Source organism: Metabacillus sediminilitoris, assembly GCF_009720625.1.
Classification (GTDB): Bacteria; Bacillota; Bacilli; order Bacillales; family Bacillaceae; genus Metabacillus; species Metabacillus sediminilitoris.
Map to the genome: position 1 here is coordinate 5483893 of NZ_CP046266.1, position 16315 is coordinate 5500207.

At 36.2% G+C, this 16315-nt stretch carries 15 protein-coding genes and 1 pseudogene; 2 read left to right on the forward strand and 14 right to left on the reverse strand.

What is annotated here, in order from left to right; all coding sequences use genetic code 11:
• Positions 1-137: 137 nt before the first annotated feature.
• The 13 genes from GMB29_RS26290 to GMB29_RS26350 form a co-directional block, all read right to left on the reverse strand.
• The gene (locus tag GMB29_RS26290) at positions 138-845 is read right to left on the reverse strand and encodes an ABC transporter ATP-binding protein (RefSeq protein WP_136356164.1); all 708 of its coding nucleotides are present in this window, start codon (positions 843-845) and stop codon (positions 138-140) included.
• Entirely contained in the window at positions 832-1626 is a 795-nt protein-coding gene (locus tag GMB29_RS26295) for an ABC transporter ATP-binding protein (RefSeq protein WP_136356166.1), read from the reverse strand. Before GMB29_RS26295 ends, GMB29_RS26290 begins: the two co-directional genes overlap by 14 nt.
• A complete protein-coding gene (locus tag GMB29_RS26300) occupies positions 1616-2566 on the reverse strand; it encodes a branched-chain amino acid ABC transporter permease (protein WP_136356167.1) in 951 nt (316 codons plus the stop codon). Before GMB29_RS26300 ends, GMB29_RS26295 begins: the two co-directional genes overlap by 11 nt.
• Positions 2567-2579: 13 nt before the next feature.
• Positions 2580-3455 (reverse strand): branched-chain amino acid ABC transporter permease, encoded by an 876-nt coding sequence (locus tag GMB29_RS26305; RefSeq protein WP_136356352.1) that lies wholly within the window; start codon positions 3453-3455, stop codon positions 2580-2582.
• A gap of 88 nt (positions 3456-3543) precedes the next feature.
• On the reverse strand, positions 3544-4728 hold the full coding sequence (locus tag GMB29_RS26310) for an ABC transporter substrate-binding protein (RefSeq protein WP_136356169.1): 1185 nt from the start codon (positions 4726-4728) through the stop codon (positions 3544-3546).
• A gap of 489 nt (positions 4729-5217) precedes the next feature.
• Positions 5218-6930 carry an adenine deaminase C-terminal domain-containing protein gene (locus GMB29_RS26315; RefSeq protein ID WP_136356171.1) on the reverse strand — a complete coding sequence of 571 codons (1713 nt, stop codon included), beginning with the start codon at positions 6928-6930 and terminating at the stop codon, positions 5218-5220.
• Between the two features lie 16 nt (positions 6931-6946).
• Positions 6947-8011, reverse strand: coding sequence for an ABC transporter ATP-binding protein (locus tag GMB29_RS26320; RefSeq protein WP_136356173.1), 1065 nt, complete (start codon positions 8009-8011; stop codon positions 6947-6949).
• A gap of 14 nt (positions 8012-8025) precedes the next feature.
• Complete coding sequence (locus GMB29_RS26325) at positions 8026-8814, reverse strand: ABC transporter permease (RefSeq protein WP_136356175.1); 789 nt, start codon at positions 8812-8814, stop codon at positions 8026-8028.
• A gap of 6 nt (positions 8815-8820) precedes the next feature.
• Positions 8821-9642, reverse strand: coding sequence for an ABC transporter permease (locus tag GMB29_RS26330; RefSeq protein ID WP_136356177.1), 822 nt, complete (start codon positions 9640-9642; stop codon positions 8821-8823).
• A 50-nt stretch (positions 9643-9692) separates the two neighbouring features.
• A complete protein-coding gene (locus tag GMB29_RS26335) occupies positions 9693-10631 on the reverse strand; it encodes a nucleoside hydrolase (RefSeq protein ID WP_136356179.1) in 939 nt (312 codons plus the stop codon).
• 15 nt (positions 10632-10646) lie between these two features.
• Entirely contained in the window at positions 10647-11699 is a 1053-nt protein-coding gene (locus GMB29_RS26340) for an ABC transporter substrate-binding protein (RefSeq protein WP_136356181.1), read from the reverse strand.
• A gap of 196 nt (positions 11700-11895) precedes the next feature.
• Positions 11896-12195: a DUF2294 domain-containing protein gene (locus GMB29_RS26345; RefSeq protein WP_406600361.1), complete on the reverse strand. Its 300-nt coding sequence runs from the start codon at positions 12193-12195 to the stop codon at positions 11896-11898.
• Between the two features lie 358 nt (positions 12196-12553).
• Positions 12554-13972 carry an MFS transporter gene (locus tag GMB29_RS26350; protein ID WP_136356185.1) on the reverse strand — a complete coding sequence of 473 codons (1419 nt, stop codon included), beginning with the start codon at positions 13970-13972 and terminating at the stop codon, positions 12554-12556.
• A gap of 313 nt (positions 13973-14285) precedes the next feature.
• Between GMB29_RS26350 and GMB29_RS26355 the strand changes: the two genes are divergently transcribed.
• Entirely contained in the window at positions 14286-14744 is a 459-nt protein-coding gene (locus GMB29_RS26355; RefSeq protein ID WP_136356187.1) for a MarR family winged helix-turn-helix transcriptional regulator, read from the forward strand.
• Position 14745: 1 nt separating this feature from the next.
• A complete protein-coding gene (locus GMB29_RS26360; RefSeq protein ID WP_136356189.1) occupies positions 14746-15957 on the forward strand; it encodes an MFS transporter in 1212 nt (403 codons plus the stop codon).
• 39 nt (positions 15958-15996) lie between these two features.
• On the opposite strand, the pseudogene GMB29_RS26365 reads toward GMB29_RS26360, so the two are convergent.
• A pseudogene (locus GMB29_RS26365) lies at positions 15997-16296 on the reverse strand (hypothetical protein); the annotation flags it as partial.
• Positions 16297-16315: the final 19 nt, after the last annotated feature.

The window sequence follows — 16315 nt, forward strand, 5'->3', positions numbered from 1 at the left end:
CCCTATCTGTTTGTTCTAATAGTATGACGATTGTTAAAGTTCAATCGTTCACCATTAATAGAAAAAATCTGTTTTATTATTAATTTCCTCGAAAAAAAGAGCCTAACACAATGTTAGACTCTTTTCAAAGACCAGTTTTATAATCCGCCAAGGTACGCTTTTTTAATTTCCTCACTTGCTTGAAGTTCTGCTGCAGAGCCTGAAACGACTACACTTCCCGTTTCAATCACATATGCACGGTTTGCAACAGATAATGCCATATTCGCATTTTGTTCAACAAGTAAAATGGTTGTACCATCACGATTGATTTCTTCGATAATTTGAAAAATTGTTTTTACGATGAGTGGAGCTAACCCCATTGAAGGCTCATCAAGAAGAAGGAGCTTTGGCTTGGCCATAATGGCTCTTCCCATCGCAAGCATTTGCTGTTCCCCTCCGGAAAGCGTCCCAGATAATTGCTTTCTCCGTTCATGCAGTCTAGGAAAAAGACTATATACTTTTTCAAAGTCTTTACGAATCTCATTCTTATTCTTTCTTAAATAGGCGCCAAGCTCTAAATTTTCCTCTACAGACATATTTGCAAATACGCGACGCCCTTCTGGAACATGAGATATTCCTGCTTTAACAATTGATTGTGCCTGCTTACCTGAAATGGAACTTCCTAAGTATTCAATACTTCCTGACTTTGGCTTTATTAACCCGGAGAGAGTTTTTAAAAGAGTGCTTTTACCAGCTCCATTTGCACCAATCAATGTTACAATTTCTCCTTCATTAACTTCGAGAGAAACCCCTTTTAATGCTTGAATATTCCCATAAAATACATCGATTTCATTAACCTTTAGCATCGGAACTGTCAACCTCCTCTCCTAAATATGCCTCAATAACCTTCGGATGGTTTCTAATTACTTCTGGTGTTCCTTCTGCAATAAGCTGTCCATGATCAAGCACATAGATTCTTTCACATATACCCATTACTAATTTCATATCATGCTCAATTAATAATATGGTTAAATTGAATTTCCCTCTAATAAAGGCAATTAACTCCATAAGATCATGTGTTTCCTGCGGGTTCATCCCTGCAGCTGGTTCATCTAGTAATAATAACTTGGGACCTGCAGCTAATGCCCTCGCTATTTCTAACCGCCTCTGCTGCCCATACGGTAGGTTTTTCGCTTTTTCATCTTTATATTTATCAAGCTTGAAAATCTTTAGGAATTCCATTGATTTTTCTTCCATCTCTTTTTCACCTGAAAAATGGGAAGGTAAACGTAAAATCGAGCTAACAATGGAATGCTTTGCTAAAGTATGATTAGCTACTTTTACATTATCTAACACAGAGAGCTCACTAAAAAGTCGAATATTTTGAAAGGTACGGCTGATGCCTTTGCGAGTTACTTGATATGGTGCCAATCCATTGAGACGTTTCCCATCAAACAAGATCTCCCCTTCAGTTGGCACATACACACCGGTTAACAGGTTAAAGCTTGTTGTTTTACCGGCACCATTTGGTCCAATAAGTCCTACTAGTTCTCCCTGATGAATTTCCATGTTAAAGCCTGAAACAGCCTTTAATCCACCAAATTGAATACCGGCACCTTGAACTTGCAGCAATGGTTTATTTGCCATAAGAGCCCCCTCCTTTCGTCGCTTTTCGCTTGCCGAATAGATCTGTTATTTCACGAGTACCCATCAATCCTTGCGGGCGATATAACATGACAATAACCAATACTAAACTGTAGATAATCATACGTGTTTCTGGGAAGTCTTGCAGGAAGGTAGAAATGATTGTTAGTAATATAGCTGCTAAAACCGCTCCTGATAAACTACCAAGACCACCTAATACAACATAGATTAAGATATCAAATGACTTTAAAAAGCCAAAATTCGTTGGTTGGATAATGTAAAAATTATGAGAATATAATCCGCCTGCGATTCCTGCAAAGAAAGACCCAATCGTGAACGCAACAACTTTGTAATAGGTTGTGTTGATCCCCATTGCATCTGCCGCAATTTCATTTTCTCGAATCGAAATAGCTGCTCTACCATGCCTTGAGTTTGTAAAGTTCATAATGACTAGAATCGTAAGGAACAGACAAACGAAAGCATATGTCCATGTTGTAAAATGGGATACCTGCATCCCTGCTGCACCGCCAACATACTCAATATTAAGGAAAACGATTCGGATGATTTCACCAAATCCTAGTGTAGCAATTGCTAAGTAATCGCCTCTTAATCGTAATGTTGGAATTCCTACAACTAAACCTGCCAAAGCAGCAACTAATCCGCCCGCTATCAATGCAACAGGAAACGGCAGAAGTAATTTCATCGTTAATATAGCTGAAACATAAGCACCAACGGCTAAAAAGCCTGCATGTCCTATAGAGAATTGACCAGTTATCCCAATAACTAAGTGAAGGCTAACAGCTAATATGATGTTAATAGCGATATTAATTAACATATTGCTATAAAAAGGATTTAACATTCCACTGCTAATTAGAACCTGAGTTATACCATAGCCTAGTATAGATAAGATTAAAAATAGCCAAAAACCTTTTGATTTTTTCATATCATTGTTTCACCTACACTTTCTCTCTTGAGTTTTTGCCAAAGATACCTGATGGTTTAAAAATGAGGATTAAAATAAGAATGATAAATGCTGCAGCATCTCTCCATAGAGAAAATCCTAATGCACTTACAACAGTTTCAGCTACACCAAGAACAAGTCCGCCGACCATGGCACCAGGAATAATTCCAATTCCGCCTAATACCGCTGCAATAAACGCCTTTAATCCTGGGATAATTCCCATTAGCGGTTCAATCTTCGTATAGTAAATTCCAAAAATAACTCCTGCTGCTCCAGCTAAAGCCGAACCGATGGCAAAAGTAGCAGAAATCGTCCGATCAACATTGATTCCCATTAATCGGGCTGCATCGATATCATGTGAAACAGCACGCATTGCTTTACCGATTTTTGTTCGATGAACAATAAATTGCAGGATAATCATGAGACCGACTGAAATAAGTAAAATAAATAAAGACTGACTACTAATTTTTGCGCCGAAAAGGTCAAATGTTGCATTTGGAAATACATTCGGATATGCTTCCGGCTGTGCTCCGCGAACATAGATTACACCGTATTCAATAAGAAGGGATACCCCGATTGCTGTAATTAATGCAGCAATTCTCGTCGCATTTCGCAGTCGTTTATATGCAATTCGCTCAATAAGTACTCCAAATACGGCACATGCTGCCATTGAAAGTAAGAGCGCTGGAACAAAACCTAATCCAAATCCTGTAATGGCGTAAAAACCAATAAAGGAACCGACCATAAATACGTCACCATGGGCAAAGTTAATTAGTTTTATTATTCCATAAACCATTGTATACCCTAGCGCTATTAATGCATAAATACTGCCAAGTGATATACCATTAATTAGTTGCTGCACCCACTCCATATTTTTCTTCACTCCTTTTAAAAATAATATCTTCATAAAAATGAAATGGGAGGATAACCCCCCCATTTCTTTTAGTTTATCCTATTGCTTAAGGATTTACTTTTGTTTTGAATACTGTCTTTCCATCTTTATATTCTAAAACTGTTGTTGTTTTAATTGGATGGTGATTCTCGTCAATTGTCACTTCACCTGTTACAAGGCGTAGATTTTTCGTGTCAGCTAGAGCATCTTTAATTTTAGTTGAATCAGTACTTCCAGCACGCTCAATTGCATCTTTTAATAGATATACAGAGTCATAACCTAAACCATTGAATGCATCAGGTGCTGCACCATCGTTTTTCTCTTTAAATGTTTTAACGAAGTTTTGGATCGTTTCATCTGGATCTTCAGCAGAGTAATGGTTTGTAATAAATGTGTTATTTAACGCTTCTGCACCAGCTAATTCAACTAACTTAGGTGAATCCCAGCCATCTCCACCCATAAGTGGAACTGTAATTCCCATTTCACGAGCTTGCTTTACAATAAGTCCTACTTCTTCATAATATCCTGGAATAAAAATGAAGTCAGGATTTTCTGATTTAATACGTGTTAATGTTGAACGGAAGTCTGTATCTTTCGCTACATATGATTCTTCAGCTACAATTTTCCCGCCTGCTGCTTCAAATGTTTCTTTAAAAGAAGCTGCAAGTCCTTTTGCATAATCACTAGCATTATCAGCAAATATTGCCGCATTTTTTGCTTTTAATTCGCCTGCAGCAAAGTTAGCTGCTACTGTTCCTTGGAATGGATCAATAAATGAAGTACGGAAAACGAATTCGTTCACTGACCCATCTTCATTTACTGTTACGTTAGGACTTGTTCCTGATGGTGTTAAAAGCACTGTTTTTGTATCATTTGCAATTTGTGCTTGTGCTACTGTATTACCACTAGTTGAGGCCCCGATGATTGCAGTTACTTTATCTTGACTTGTTAATTTAATCGCAGCATTTGTTGCCTCAGACGCTTCTGATTTATTGTCTACCTTAACAAGTTCGATTTTTTTGCCGTCGATTCCGCCAGCCTCATTGATTTCTTCAACAGCCAGCTCAACACCCTTAGCATTAGATTGTCCATATGAAGCAACTGGACCTGATAATTCAAAGTTAACCCCGATTTTAATGACATCTTCTGATGACCCGCCAGAAGTACTAGAACCGCCAGCAGAACACCCTGCTAAAATACCTGTAAATAACGTTGATGCTAAAAGAAATTTAGTAAATTTTCCTTTTATCATAGTAATCCCCTTTTCTATCTTTTTTTGATTTTTCTGAAAAAATAGTTCGTAACAACTGTTTATTCTTTTGAAAACTAGTTGTTAACTTTTTATTTTCTGAATAATAAAAGTATTGTAAAACAATTTTAGTCTTTCGTCTAGTATAATTTTTGTTTTATTGTAATATTTCTGAAATTTTTGTTTACAATCTATTAAATTAGTAATAATTTTTTGGATATCCTTAATAATATTACTATTATTGTCGATTTTTGGGTTATCTCCATCCTCTCTCATTTTTAAATTAGATCACTATACTAAAATATGATAACTGTTATAGAGTCAAGTATAGTTCCTCTTAATCATCACTATTTATTACCACTTAATCTTATACATAAATAAGCTCCCTGCCATATTAGACAAGAAGCTTATTTCAACAACCCAACATTCACTTCTAAAACTCATATATGCTCACATTCAGGAACACGTAAAGTCTTTTACATGAATACTAGCTTAAACACCGACAACGACTTGTACTACTTTCCCTTCATTAACATCGATCAAACCATAGTCAGTTATTTTTAGAGCAGGACTGACAGGGAGTGAAAGGGTGCTTAAGGACATAATCACATTGTAATGGTTGTACCCTAACGATTTTATCGAAGATGTTAACTGTTCTACTTTTTCAGAGATTACATCCAATGGCTCTTCAGATAAAATCCCTCCGACCGGAAGCATTAGCATCGATAAAATTTCACCATTGTCGACACAACAGATGCCTCCCTGATTCCGTATCACTTCATTTGCCGCAATCAGCATGTCCTTTTTATTATAACCAATCACTAAGAGATTGTGGTTATCATGTGAATAGGTAGTTGCGATGGCACCGCGCTTTAAAATATCGCCTCCGATTAAGCCTTGTGCCCTGTTGCCATTTTTCCCATACCGTTCAAAGGTCGCAATCAACCCATATGGACTTTCATCCCAACAAACCCTGCCATCTCTCACTTCAAGATGATCATGCTTTTCCTCGGTAAAGGTTGAGCCGTTTTTTACATTCATAATCCTGCACAAATATTGATCATCAGTATGTGGTACATGTATATCAAAATCGTCTTCAGTAAGATCTTTAAGCTTCACACTATGATAGAATGACTCTGGAAATTGTTTTTCCTTCATGGATTGTTTATATGGCTTTGATGAGTCATACGTCAACAAACCTCTTTTAAACACCATTTCAATATCAAAACTCTCCAGATTTGAAACAAGTAGAAAGTCAGCTACTTTTCCTGGAGCAATTGCACCACGATCATACATTCTCATTCGCTGTGCAGGTGTATACGTACAAGCATAGATCGCCTTTTCTGGTTTCATCCCCATCTTGATTGCTTTCTTTAAAAGAACATTAAGATGTCCTCTTCTTTGAAAAGAGTCTGCCATAACATCGTCTGTAACAAAACAAAAATGCTCATCCACTTGTTTTTCTATCAAGTAATTTATGACTTCTGTTGTCATTGATTTTTCTTGTATTTCAAGAAACATTCCTGCAGAGATGCGGGCTTCCATTCCTTCTACCGTTTGGTGGGTATGATCGGAATTTACTCCTGCAGCTGCAACCATTTGTAAATCTAAGTCAAGTAGTTTTGGAACATGGCCTTCAATAATTAAATCCGGATAGTTGGAACGGATATGGGATAATATTTGATTTGTTTTTCCGTCTGGATCAGAAATAATATCATAGTAGTTCATGATTTCGCCCAAGCATTTAATGCCTTCTGTTTGAATCAACTCATCAATATCACTGATTTCAATTGATCCTCCTGTTGTTTCCATCGATGTTGCCGGTACGGAGCTAGGAATCGCATAAAACATATCGACAACACAATCTTTGCTTGCCTTAATCATTTCCTTTACCCCCGAAATTCCGAAGACATTAGCCATTTCATGAGGTTCAGGTACAATCGTTGTTACGCCATTTTTAATTAATCCATAAGAGAAGGTAGATGGTGTCACCATTGTGCTTTCGATGTGCAGATGGATATCAATCAAGCCTGGGATCATATATTTTCCCTTACCCTCAATAATTTGATCCGGACTGAATGTCTCCAATCCTCGTTCACCAACATACAAAAACTTACCGTCCTTGATGACAACATTACCTTTATCAAATGTTTTAAAATAGCTATTATAAACGTAGGTATCGACTATGAGTAAATCGATTTTCATTCCTTCTCCCCCTATGCTAATCAACAAGCACCATTTGGTCTTTCGGAATTTCAAGGATTACTTCCTGACCTGTACGGTAAGGAGTCGTCATTTCCTTATTCACCGTAAAATCACCTATGGATGTTTCAACAACATATTGAAAACTACGTCCAAGGTATGTGCTAATTTTTATTCGTCCAGCTACTCCATTTTCTGAATTGAGTTCAAGATTGCCTTTTTCTCGAATGATCAGATTATCTGGTCGGATTGCCCCTGTTTTCCCGGTTGTATTCGTCATCTGCGGATGTTTTTGGATACTAAATATTTGACCCGCTTTAATGAGTTCAATTCGATCCTCATGATCTGTCCGTTTGTCGAAATCAATAAAGTTTTTAAACCCAATAAAATCGGCAACAAATTTCGTCTCTGGAAATTTGTATATTTTGGTTGGATCGTCAAGCTGCTCAATGACCCCTTTATTCATAATTGCTACTTGATCTGAGATGGAGAAGCATTCCTCCTGATCGTGTGATACATAAACTGTGGTAATACCAAGCTCTTGTTGAATACGACGGATTTCCACTCTCATATTCACCCTTAAATTCGCATCGAGATTACTTAAAGGCTCATCGAATAAGAGGATATCAGGTTCAATAACGAGCGCCCTTGCAATCGCAACACGCTGCTTCTGACCCCCTGACAGCTCACTAGGAAATCTTTTTTCAAATCCTTTTAAATCTACTATTTCTAAAACATTCATCACACGTTTTTCGATTTCACTTTTCGATACCTTTCTAAGGCGCAGGCCAAATGCAATATTATCGAAAATCGATAAATGTGGAAACAAGGCATAATTTTGAAACACAAAGCCAAAGTTTCGCTTGTTTACTGGTACTTTTGTATAATCCTTATCTTTAAATAAAAACTTCCCTTGATTAGCTTGAATAAATCCGGCAATTAAGCGTAAAGTGGTCGTTTTGCCACATCCGCTTGGACCAAGAAGTGAAACAAGCTTTCCTTTTTCAATCTCAAGGTTAAAGTCTTCTAAAATCGTTTGTTTATTGTAAGCAACAGCAATGTCTTGTAATGTAAATAAAGCCATTCACTATTACCCCCTTATCGTTTAGTGAAATAAGATAGACCCATGAGCCTCTCTACCATAAACATGAAGAAAGCTGTAATGATCATGAGCAACACGGATATAGCAGCAATTGTAGGATCAAAATAGTTCTCTACATAAGTCAGCATTTGAATCGGAAATGTACTGACACCGGGACCTGTCATAAATACAGAAATATCTACATTATTAAACGATTCTAAAAAAGCAATCATAATAGCAGCTAAAATACCAGATTTTATATTCGGAAGAACAATCGTAAAGAACGTTCTTAGTTTACTTGCCCCTAAGCTCTCACTTGCTTCTTCAATAGAGAAGTCAAAGTTTGATAAGCTTGAGGAGATCACACGGATGATAAACGGCAGCATAATAATCGTATGTCCTATAAATAATGCTGCATAAATTGGCAGCTGGTATACTCCGACAATATAACGTAAAAAGGAGAAACCAAGCACAATCCCCGGAATTAATATAGGTGAGACGAAAATGGCATCTACTATATTTTTCCCTTTAAAGTCAAAACGGCTTAACGCATAGGCAGCAGGCACTCCAATTAAAAGCGCCAATAAATTTCCTGCTAGTGACACAATAATGGATGTCTTAAACGTAGTTAAGAACATTTGTACATCGAAAATATTTATATACCATTTGAAAGAAAATTGTTCTGGAGGGAATTTTAATATATTGCCTCCTTCAAATGACGTAACAGATATAATAAGCAAAGGCCCTAGTAAAAAGACAAACACCAGGAATGTAAACAGGGCCAGTCCTCGATTTTTTTCCTGCATACACCTCTACCCCTTTGGATTTAATTTTTTAGCAATACTATTCATGATGGTAATAATAATGACTGTAACCACAATCATGATTGTTGCGACAACTGACGCTACTTGCCAATCATTCAGTGTCACCGCATTTTGATAAAGAAATGTTGCGATTACCCGTTGCTTGCCACCTAGTAGTGCTGGCGTTGTATAAGCAGTAAAGCTTCCGACAAAAACAAGGATACTTCCTATGACTAAACCGGGAACACATAGTGGAAGTACAACCTTTGAAAAGACGACTAGCTTTGATGCACCTAAGCTTTCAGCTGCTTTCAATAAATCTGTTTCAATATTTTCCATAACGCCAACAAGTGTTACGATAATTAAAGGCAAAAATAAATGAATCAATCCAATAATAATGGCAGTTGGTGTATAAAGAATATCGAGTGGCTCTTCAATCAAGCCAGTGAATAGCAGGATGTTATTAAGCAAACCATTTTTCCCAATAATGATCATCCAGCTAAATGATCGGACAACCGAACTTGTTAGCAGTGGAAAAATGGTCAATAAAAGCATGATTGCCTTCGTTTTTGTTCCTAGTTTTGAAATATAATAAGCTGCTGGGAATCCAAGCAAAATACATATAATGGTTGTGAGCAGACTCACTCTAAGAGTCGTTAGGAGGATATCAACAAAATATCGATCTTTGAAAAACGCAAGGTATCCTTGAAAGGTAAAGCCATTTTCATTATAAAAAGTCGTTCCAATCGTTAAAATAATTGGAATGATCATAAAGATCGTTAAAAAAAGAACACCCGGCAACAGCAACAGGTAGACAAATCGTTTTTTCATTCTCTAAACCCCTGTTCGAAATAAATTAGTAGACGAACTTTTACCGCCCGTTAATCTAAAGATGAATTCATGATGCGGATAAACATGTCAAAAAACGCCTCAACATTCACGTCTAAACAAACATTTACATTTTTCGGTTTCATCAGCCGGTTTTGAAAGTCGCAAACTGTCTGTCCATCACAAAGTTCACTTCGCACTTCTACATCAACATAGAATTTTTCTCTTGTAACAAGATCTTGTTGCAGGGCGACTCCCACAGCTAATGGATCATGCATAGCACATGCCCAAATGCCATTACGTTCAAAATATCGTTTTCGGTAATCTGTCGTACTAGATCTTATATAATCTGCAAGTTTTTGGTTTTCAATTAATTCAATATGCTCTTCAGTCAACAAAGCCTTTCTCGTGACATCCAATCCAACTTGTGTAATCGATTCAAACCCGGCATGGAGAACAATTTTTGCCGCTTCTGGATCAACATACATGTTATACTCTGCTGTTGGCGTCACATTGCCTCCTCCATGTACAACACCGCCCATAAAAATAACCTCTTTTACATGGTTAATAATCTGAGGACACTTTTTCACTGCGAGTGCCAAGTTCGTAAGGGGTCCCGTCATGACTAATGTTACTTCGTTTGGAAAATTCAATATGGAATTAATAATAAAATCAGGAGCAAAACCATCATCTTGTTGTTTTTTAACCTTTATATCCATAAGGGCGCCGCCTAGACCATCTTCCCCATGAATACGATGCTCAAAAAAGGAATTTCGAAGAAGAGGGGCATTCGCCCCTTTAATGACTGATATTTCTCTTTCATCTAATAGATCAAGTATTTTACTGGTGTTTCTTGTGGCGGTATCGAGGGAAACATTCCCATTTACTGTTGTGATTCCTAAAATGTCAAACTGCTTACTCTTGACAGCAAGTATGATTCCAATTGCATCATCTATTCCTGTATCAACATCGAGAATCAATTTTCTTTTCATTGACGACACCTCTTTTTACTGTGCAAGTTCACGATTCCAACGATCGATCCATGCTTTAGAGTTTTTATTTACGAACTCCATGTCTAAAGGAATTAAACTCTTAACAACCACATCGCCATAAGTTAATCCTTTTGCTTCTTCATCAGTGAGCTTTACTTCCGTATTTACTGGCGAATCAATTTTTCCTTTTGCTGATTTTTCTTGAACTTCAGTACTTAGCATATAATTGATAAACTCTTCAGCTACCTCTTTTTGGTCAGTACCTTTTACTACATTTACAGTATTCATTACTGCATAACCGCCTTCTTCAGGGGAGACAAACTTAGCATTTGGAACTGCTTCTTGTATATCAGCAAAGTACATTTCCATGATCGGACCTGCAACGATTTCTCCTTGTGCAAACATATTCACAAACTCAGATGTTTGGTTATATTCTTTCACCACATTAGGCATTATCTTTTTCATTTGAGAAAAAGCATTGTCTTCATTAAATTCTTCACTTCCGCTAACCTTTGATGCAGCGTTTAAAAACATTGGACCTGAAGTTGAAGTGATTCCAGGAATCGTAATTGAATCCTTTAAATCCTCATTCCAAAGATCTTTCCAAGAGTTGATTGGTTGTTTTACTTCATCCGGATTATAAGCAATTCCAAATTGAGCAATCGTATAAGCTGGACCATACTCTTCACCTAGTGGAGCTTTTGCCACATCGTAAACTTTGTCAACGTTCGTAAGCTTACTGCGGTCAATCTTTTCAAATAAATCTTCATCAATACCTTGTTGAGCATAGTAATCAGATAAGAACATGACATCAACATCTGCAGTACCTTGACGTACTTTGTTTAATCGGTCTGCATTATTCCCAATATCTAAAACGATTTTTACATTATGTTTCTCTTCAAATGGTTTATAAATTTCTTCACGGAAGAAGTCTTCAGCGAAACCCCATGTCGAGATCACTAATTCTTTTGGCTCCTTCTCTTTGTCAGCAGCATTTTCCTCTTGAGAAGAACATGCAGCTAATAGAAAAAAAGCTAAAACAGATAGAATATTAACTAATTTTTTCATTTTTATAACCTCCAAATTTTATGATGATAGTATTTACCTATCTTTTTTAAAAAAATAAAAATAAAAAAAGACAATCTTAAATAGAATGAACATTCTACCCAAGATTGTCTTTACTTTGTAAACAAAGATAAATTCAAATCATGTAGTTTATTGTGGCGTTCCACTTAGATAAATCCAAGTTGGAAATCCAATCGTTTTATTGTTCCTTTAAAACAACATTCGTAAATGCCAACTGTGTTGCAGCATCATAATCTCTTAGAACAGCTTCGATTTCCCAATCTGTCTGTTCATCAAGTTTTTGTCTTAATTTCTTCTTATAAAGAAGTGACATATGAAAGTCTACCTCTTGCTTTAAGGTTGGAACCTCCCCCTCTAAAGCAACAGAACGTGGCGCTCGTCGGTGTTTGGCTTGAAATGTAATCACATTCCGCTCAACGGTAACTTTCAGTAAGGTTGTACCAAAGCCGAATAACTCCTTTGATACATCATTGTACATGTGTGAAAGTAATTTCTTCGTTTCATTCGAATCAATCGGAAACACTTGAATCACCTGCCAAAACCGTTGATAGTTGTATTATACATGGTTTTGAATCAATTTCAAGATAATATACGGATTTTAATGAAAAAATAGTGAATTTTTCACCTGAACCGATTCATTCATTCGTAATATCCGAACTTTCTCGATGACTTCTGTTTATTCAAACAATAGGATGTATTGAATATATTAAAAATAATCGAAAAATTCAAGAGGTATTTTATTCTTTTTAATTCATGGTAACATTCGCTTTCCTTCATTGCAAAAAGCAGATAACTAATGCATATAGCTATCTGCTTTTTTTCTTTCTTCTATTAGATTAATTTTTATTTTGCCTTTTTTCAGCTAGATCTGTTGTAAGTTGGTTTAGACGTTGTTTTGTCAATGGATATAAGAATACTAAAATTAAGAAAATAACAATGTAGACAATTCCAGGCACTAGTGTTGCTAGTGTATAAATACCATCTAGAGTCCTTTGTGATTGGACCTCTTGAGTTGCATCATAGCCAACTGCTGCGATTGCAAATCCACCAATACCCCCAGCAATTGCTTGGCCAACTTTACGTGCAAATGAATAGATAGAGTAAACGGTTCCATCTTCGCGTAAATCTGTTAAATATTCGTGATAATCGATAACATCTGTCACGAATGCCCAAACAACTGTGTTAAAGAATGCAAATCCAAACATTCCAACAGCAACAAGTCCAATAAATAGATTTGTACTTAACCCTGGTAAGATGAATAATAGGATGTACATAATACCTGCAAGTAACATACCTACTGCAGCTACTTCCTTTTTACCAAATTTAGTTACAAGTGGTTTTATTAATGGAATCGCAATAAATACTGTAACTGTTTGAATAATACCTACGATACTTAGTGCTGCTGTGTTACTAAAGTAATCTTTAAATAAATAGACGTTTACTGCACCTACAAGCATTGTACACATCATAAATAATAGTGATGCAATAAGAATTGTCATTAGAGGTCTATTTTTCAAAAGACCTTTCATTGTTCTACTTGTTCCACCTTTTTGCTCAGTTTTAGGGCGTTCAGGCATAACAATACGTTCAGTTGAAAGTTTATAACAAGCCATATAACATGCAATCGAAAGAATACCAAAAATGATAGCAGCCATTAAGAATCCATCAGCATCTGCTTTATTATCTTTAAAGATAATAAGTGGCCCACCTGCACTAATGATTAAACTAGCTAACATCGCACCCATTGTTCTAAATGTAGAAAGTGTTGTACGTTCAACAGGATCATTCGTAATAACCGAAGCCATTGAGCCGTAAGGAATATTTACTGTACTATATAAAGTTCCCCATAAAATATATGTGACAAAAGCATATGCTTCATAAAAACCATTTGACATTCCTGGGATATGAACAAACATTAATACACCTGAAATGACTAGCGGAAATGACATTCTGAAAATCCAAGGTTTAAATTTCCCGTTTTTAGTTGGTTTTCTTGTATCAATAAAACGTCCCCATGTTACATCTGCTACAGCATCCCATAAACGCGCTACTAAAAAGAGAACCCCTACGAATGCTGCACTTACTCCATATATATCTGTATAATAAACCATTAAAAAGTTCGCAACTAAAATAAAGAAGAAATCGTTTCCAAAATCACCAAACATATAACCAAGCTTATCTCGCATACCAAATTTTCTAACTTGTGTATTTGGTGTGATTGAATCTGTTACTTTTACATTTGCACCTTGCCCCATAATGTTCCCCTCCATTACTTTCAAAGAGTCATGTAGAAAATGACTTTCCTTTTCCTATCTAAACGTTATTATTTGAAATCCCTTACATTGATATCCAAAAAAATTTCTATTACATCTCGAGATTGTTTAGTAGTTAGTTTGGTAAACAAATTAATTACTGTAAATGTAGAATATCACCGGCAATTCTTTTCGTCAATCATTTTTTGTAAGCGCACCTAAAAATTCGACAATATTTTTAAACACCTATGCTTATTTTTAAAGGTTTGTTTGAATTAGACATATTTTTAGCATTCTGCTATAGTAATAGTTAGCAATGCTAACTATTTTCCGAGGAGTGTTTCTCATTAAAACGTTTCAGACATTTTTTCATCAATTTTTACGATTGTATCGTCCGTTTGAAAGTAAACTCAATCATCTTCTTAGTGAGCATCAGATCCAAAGAGCACAATGGACAGTTTTGTATTACTTAGCCAATTTTGGTTCGGCAACACTTGTAGAGCTTTCTGATTATCAAAGTGTAGAGAAACCTACAGTTACTCGAATAATTAACCGTTTAGAAGAACTAGGGTATATTGAACAAGTCCCTAGCAAAGACAAACGTGAAAAAAGAATGCAGCTTACTGAACATGGACAAAAGGTTTATAAGGATGTCCGTGTAACGATAGACACATTTGAACAGGACATTTTAAAAGGAATATCAGAAGAAGAACAGCTTGAAGCAATCCGGATTATGAGAGAAATCCGCAACAATATAAAGAATGAGGGGATCTAACGTGCAGCAAACACAACCAAAATTATGGACGAAAGATTTTATCATCGTTTCCTCCGTCAATTTTTTCTTAACGTTAATCTTTTATTTATTAATGGTCACGATCGCTGTTTATGCAGTTGATGAATATACAGCAACAACAAGTCAAGCAGGGCTTGTAACAGGAATCTTTATTATTGGAACGTTAATTGGGCGCTTATTTATCGGCCGGATGATTGATACAATTGGGCGCAAAAGGATGCTTATCATTGGATTAATCTTTTTTACTTTAACGACGCTTTTATATTTTGCCGATTTGGGTATTACCTTTCTGTTATTTACTCGTTTCTTACATGGTATTTCACTAGGTATAGCGAGTACAGCATCGGGAACGATTGTGGCACAGATTATTCCAGCTCAACGTAAAGGTGAAGGGATTGGTTACTTCAGTATGAGTACTACACTTGCCACTGCTTTTGGGCCATTCATTGGTCTATTTATGAGCCAGCATACAAACTTTCAAATCATTTTCCTCTTTTGCCTTATTTTAGGTGTACTAAATTTAATAACTGGTTTCTTAGTAAAAGTCCCACCATTGGAACCAAGTACAACATCAACAAAATCTGAAGAAAAAACAATGAAGCTTTCCAGCTTTGTAGAACCAAAAGCATTGCCTATTGCTCTTATCACATTAGTCATTTCTTTCTATTATTCCAGCGTTCTTTCATTTATCAATTTTTATGCGATGGAAGTCAACCTAGTGGAAGCAGCAAGTCTTTTCTTCATTGTATATTCAATAGCTGTTTTGATATCACGTCCATTTACAGGACGATTAATCGACCTAAAAGGTGCAAACTATGTGATGTACCCGGGGTTTTTCCTTTTAGGGGCTGGTTTGCTGCTGCTAAGTTCAGCGACAAACAGCCTTACATTACTTAGTGCAGGCGCTCTGATTGGTCTTGGCTTCGGTAATATGCAATCATGCTCACAGGCAATTGCTGTGAAATTGACTCCTCCGCATCGCATGGGATTAGCAACATCCACCTTTTTTATCTTTCTTGATGCAGGGCTTGGATTTGGCCCTTATATCCTTGGATTTATCATTCCATTAACTGGCTATAGCACACTATATGTCATATTAGGGATCCTTAGCATTGCAACTGTTATTCTTTACTTCTTCCTATATGGAAGAAAAGAACGCGAAGCAAAAGCTAATATGAAGACTAGTTCTATTTGATAAAAAGGGATTTCTTGAATGAAATCCCTTTTTACTTCTTCAACTTTTTTTCCATACTGATGCATATTTCTTTTTATACTTCAGATCTTCCTCTTTTTCGATTAAAACTAATGCTGCTTGCTTTATTTCCTCTTCCTTTAATTCATCAAATAAGTTTCTAAGATCTTGTATGATATCAAACCGAATCAAGGTATAGTTTTTTTCATTAAGACAAGTGATAAAACGATCAACAAGACTTTTCATGACTAGCTTTTTTTGCTCTGTACCCGCTAAACCAATTCTCCAAATGGATTGCAAGCTATGTCTCGCTGTGACAAATTTTTTATCCTTTGTTACCTCCGTTTCTCAGGATCACTTA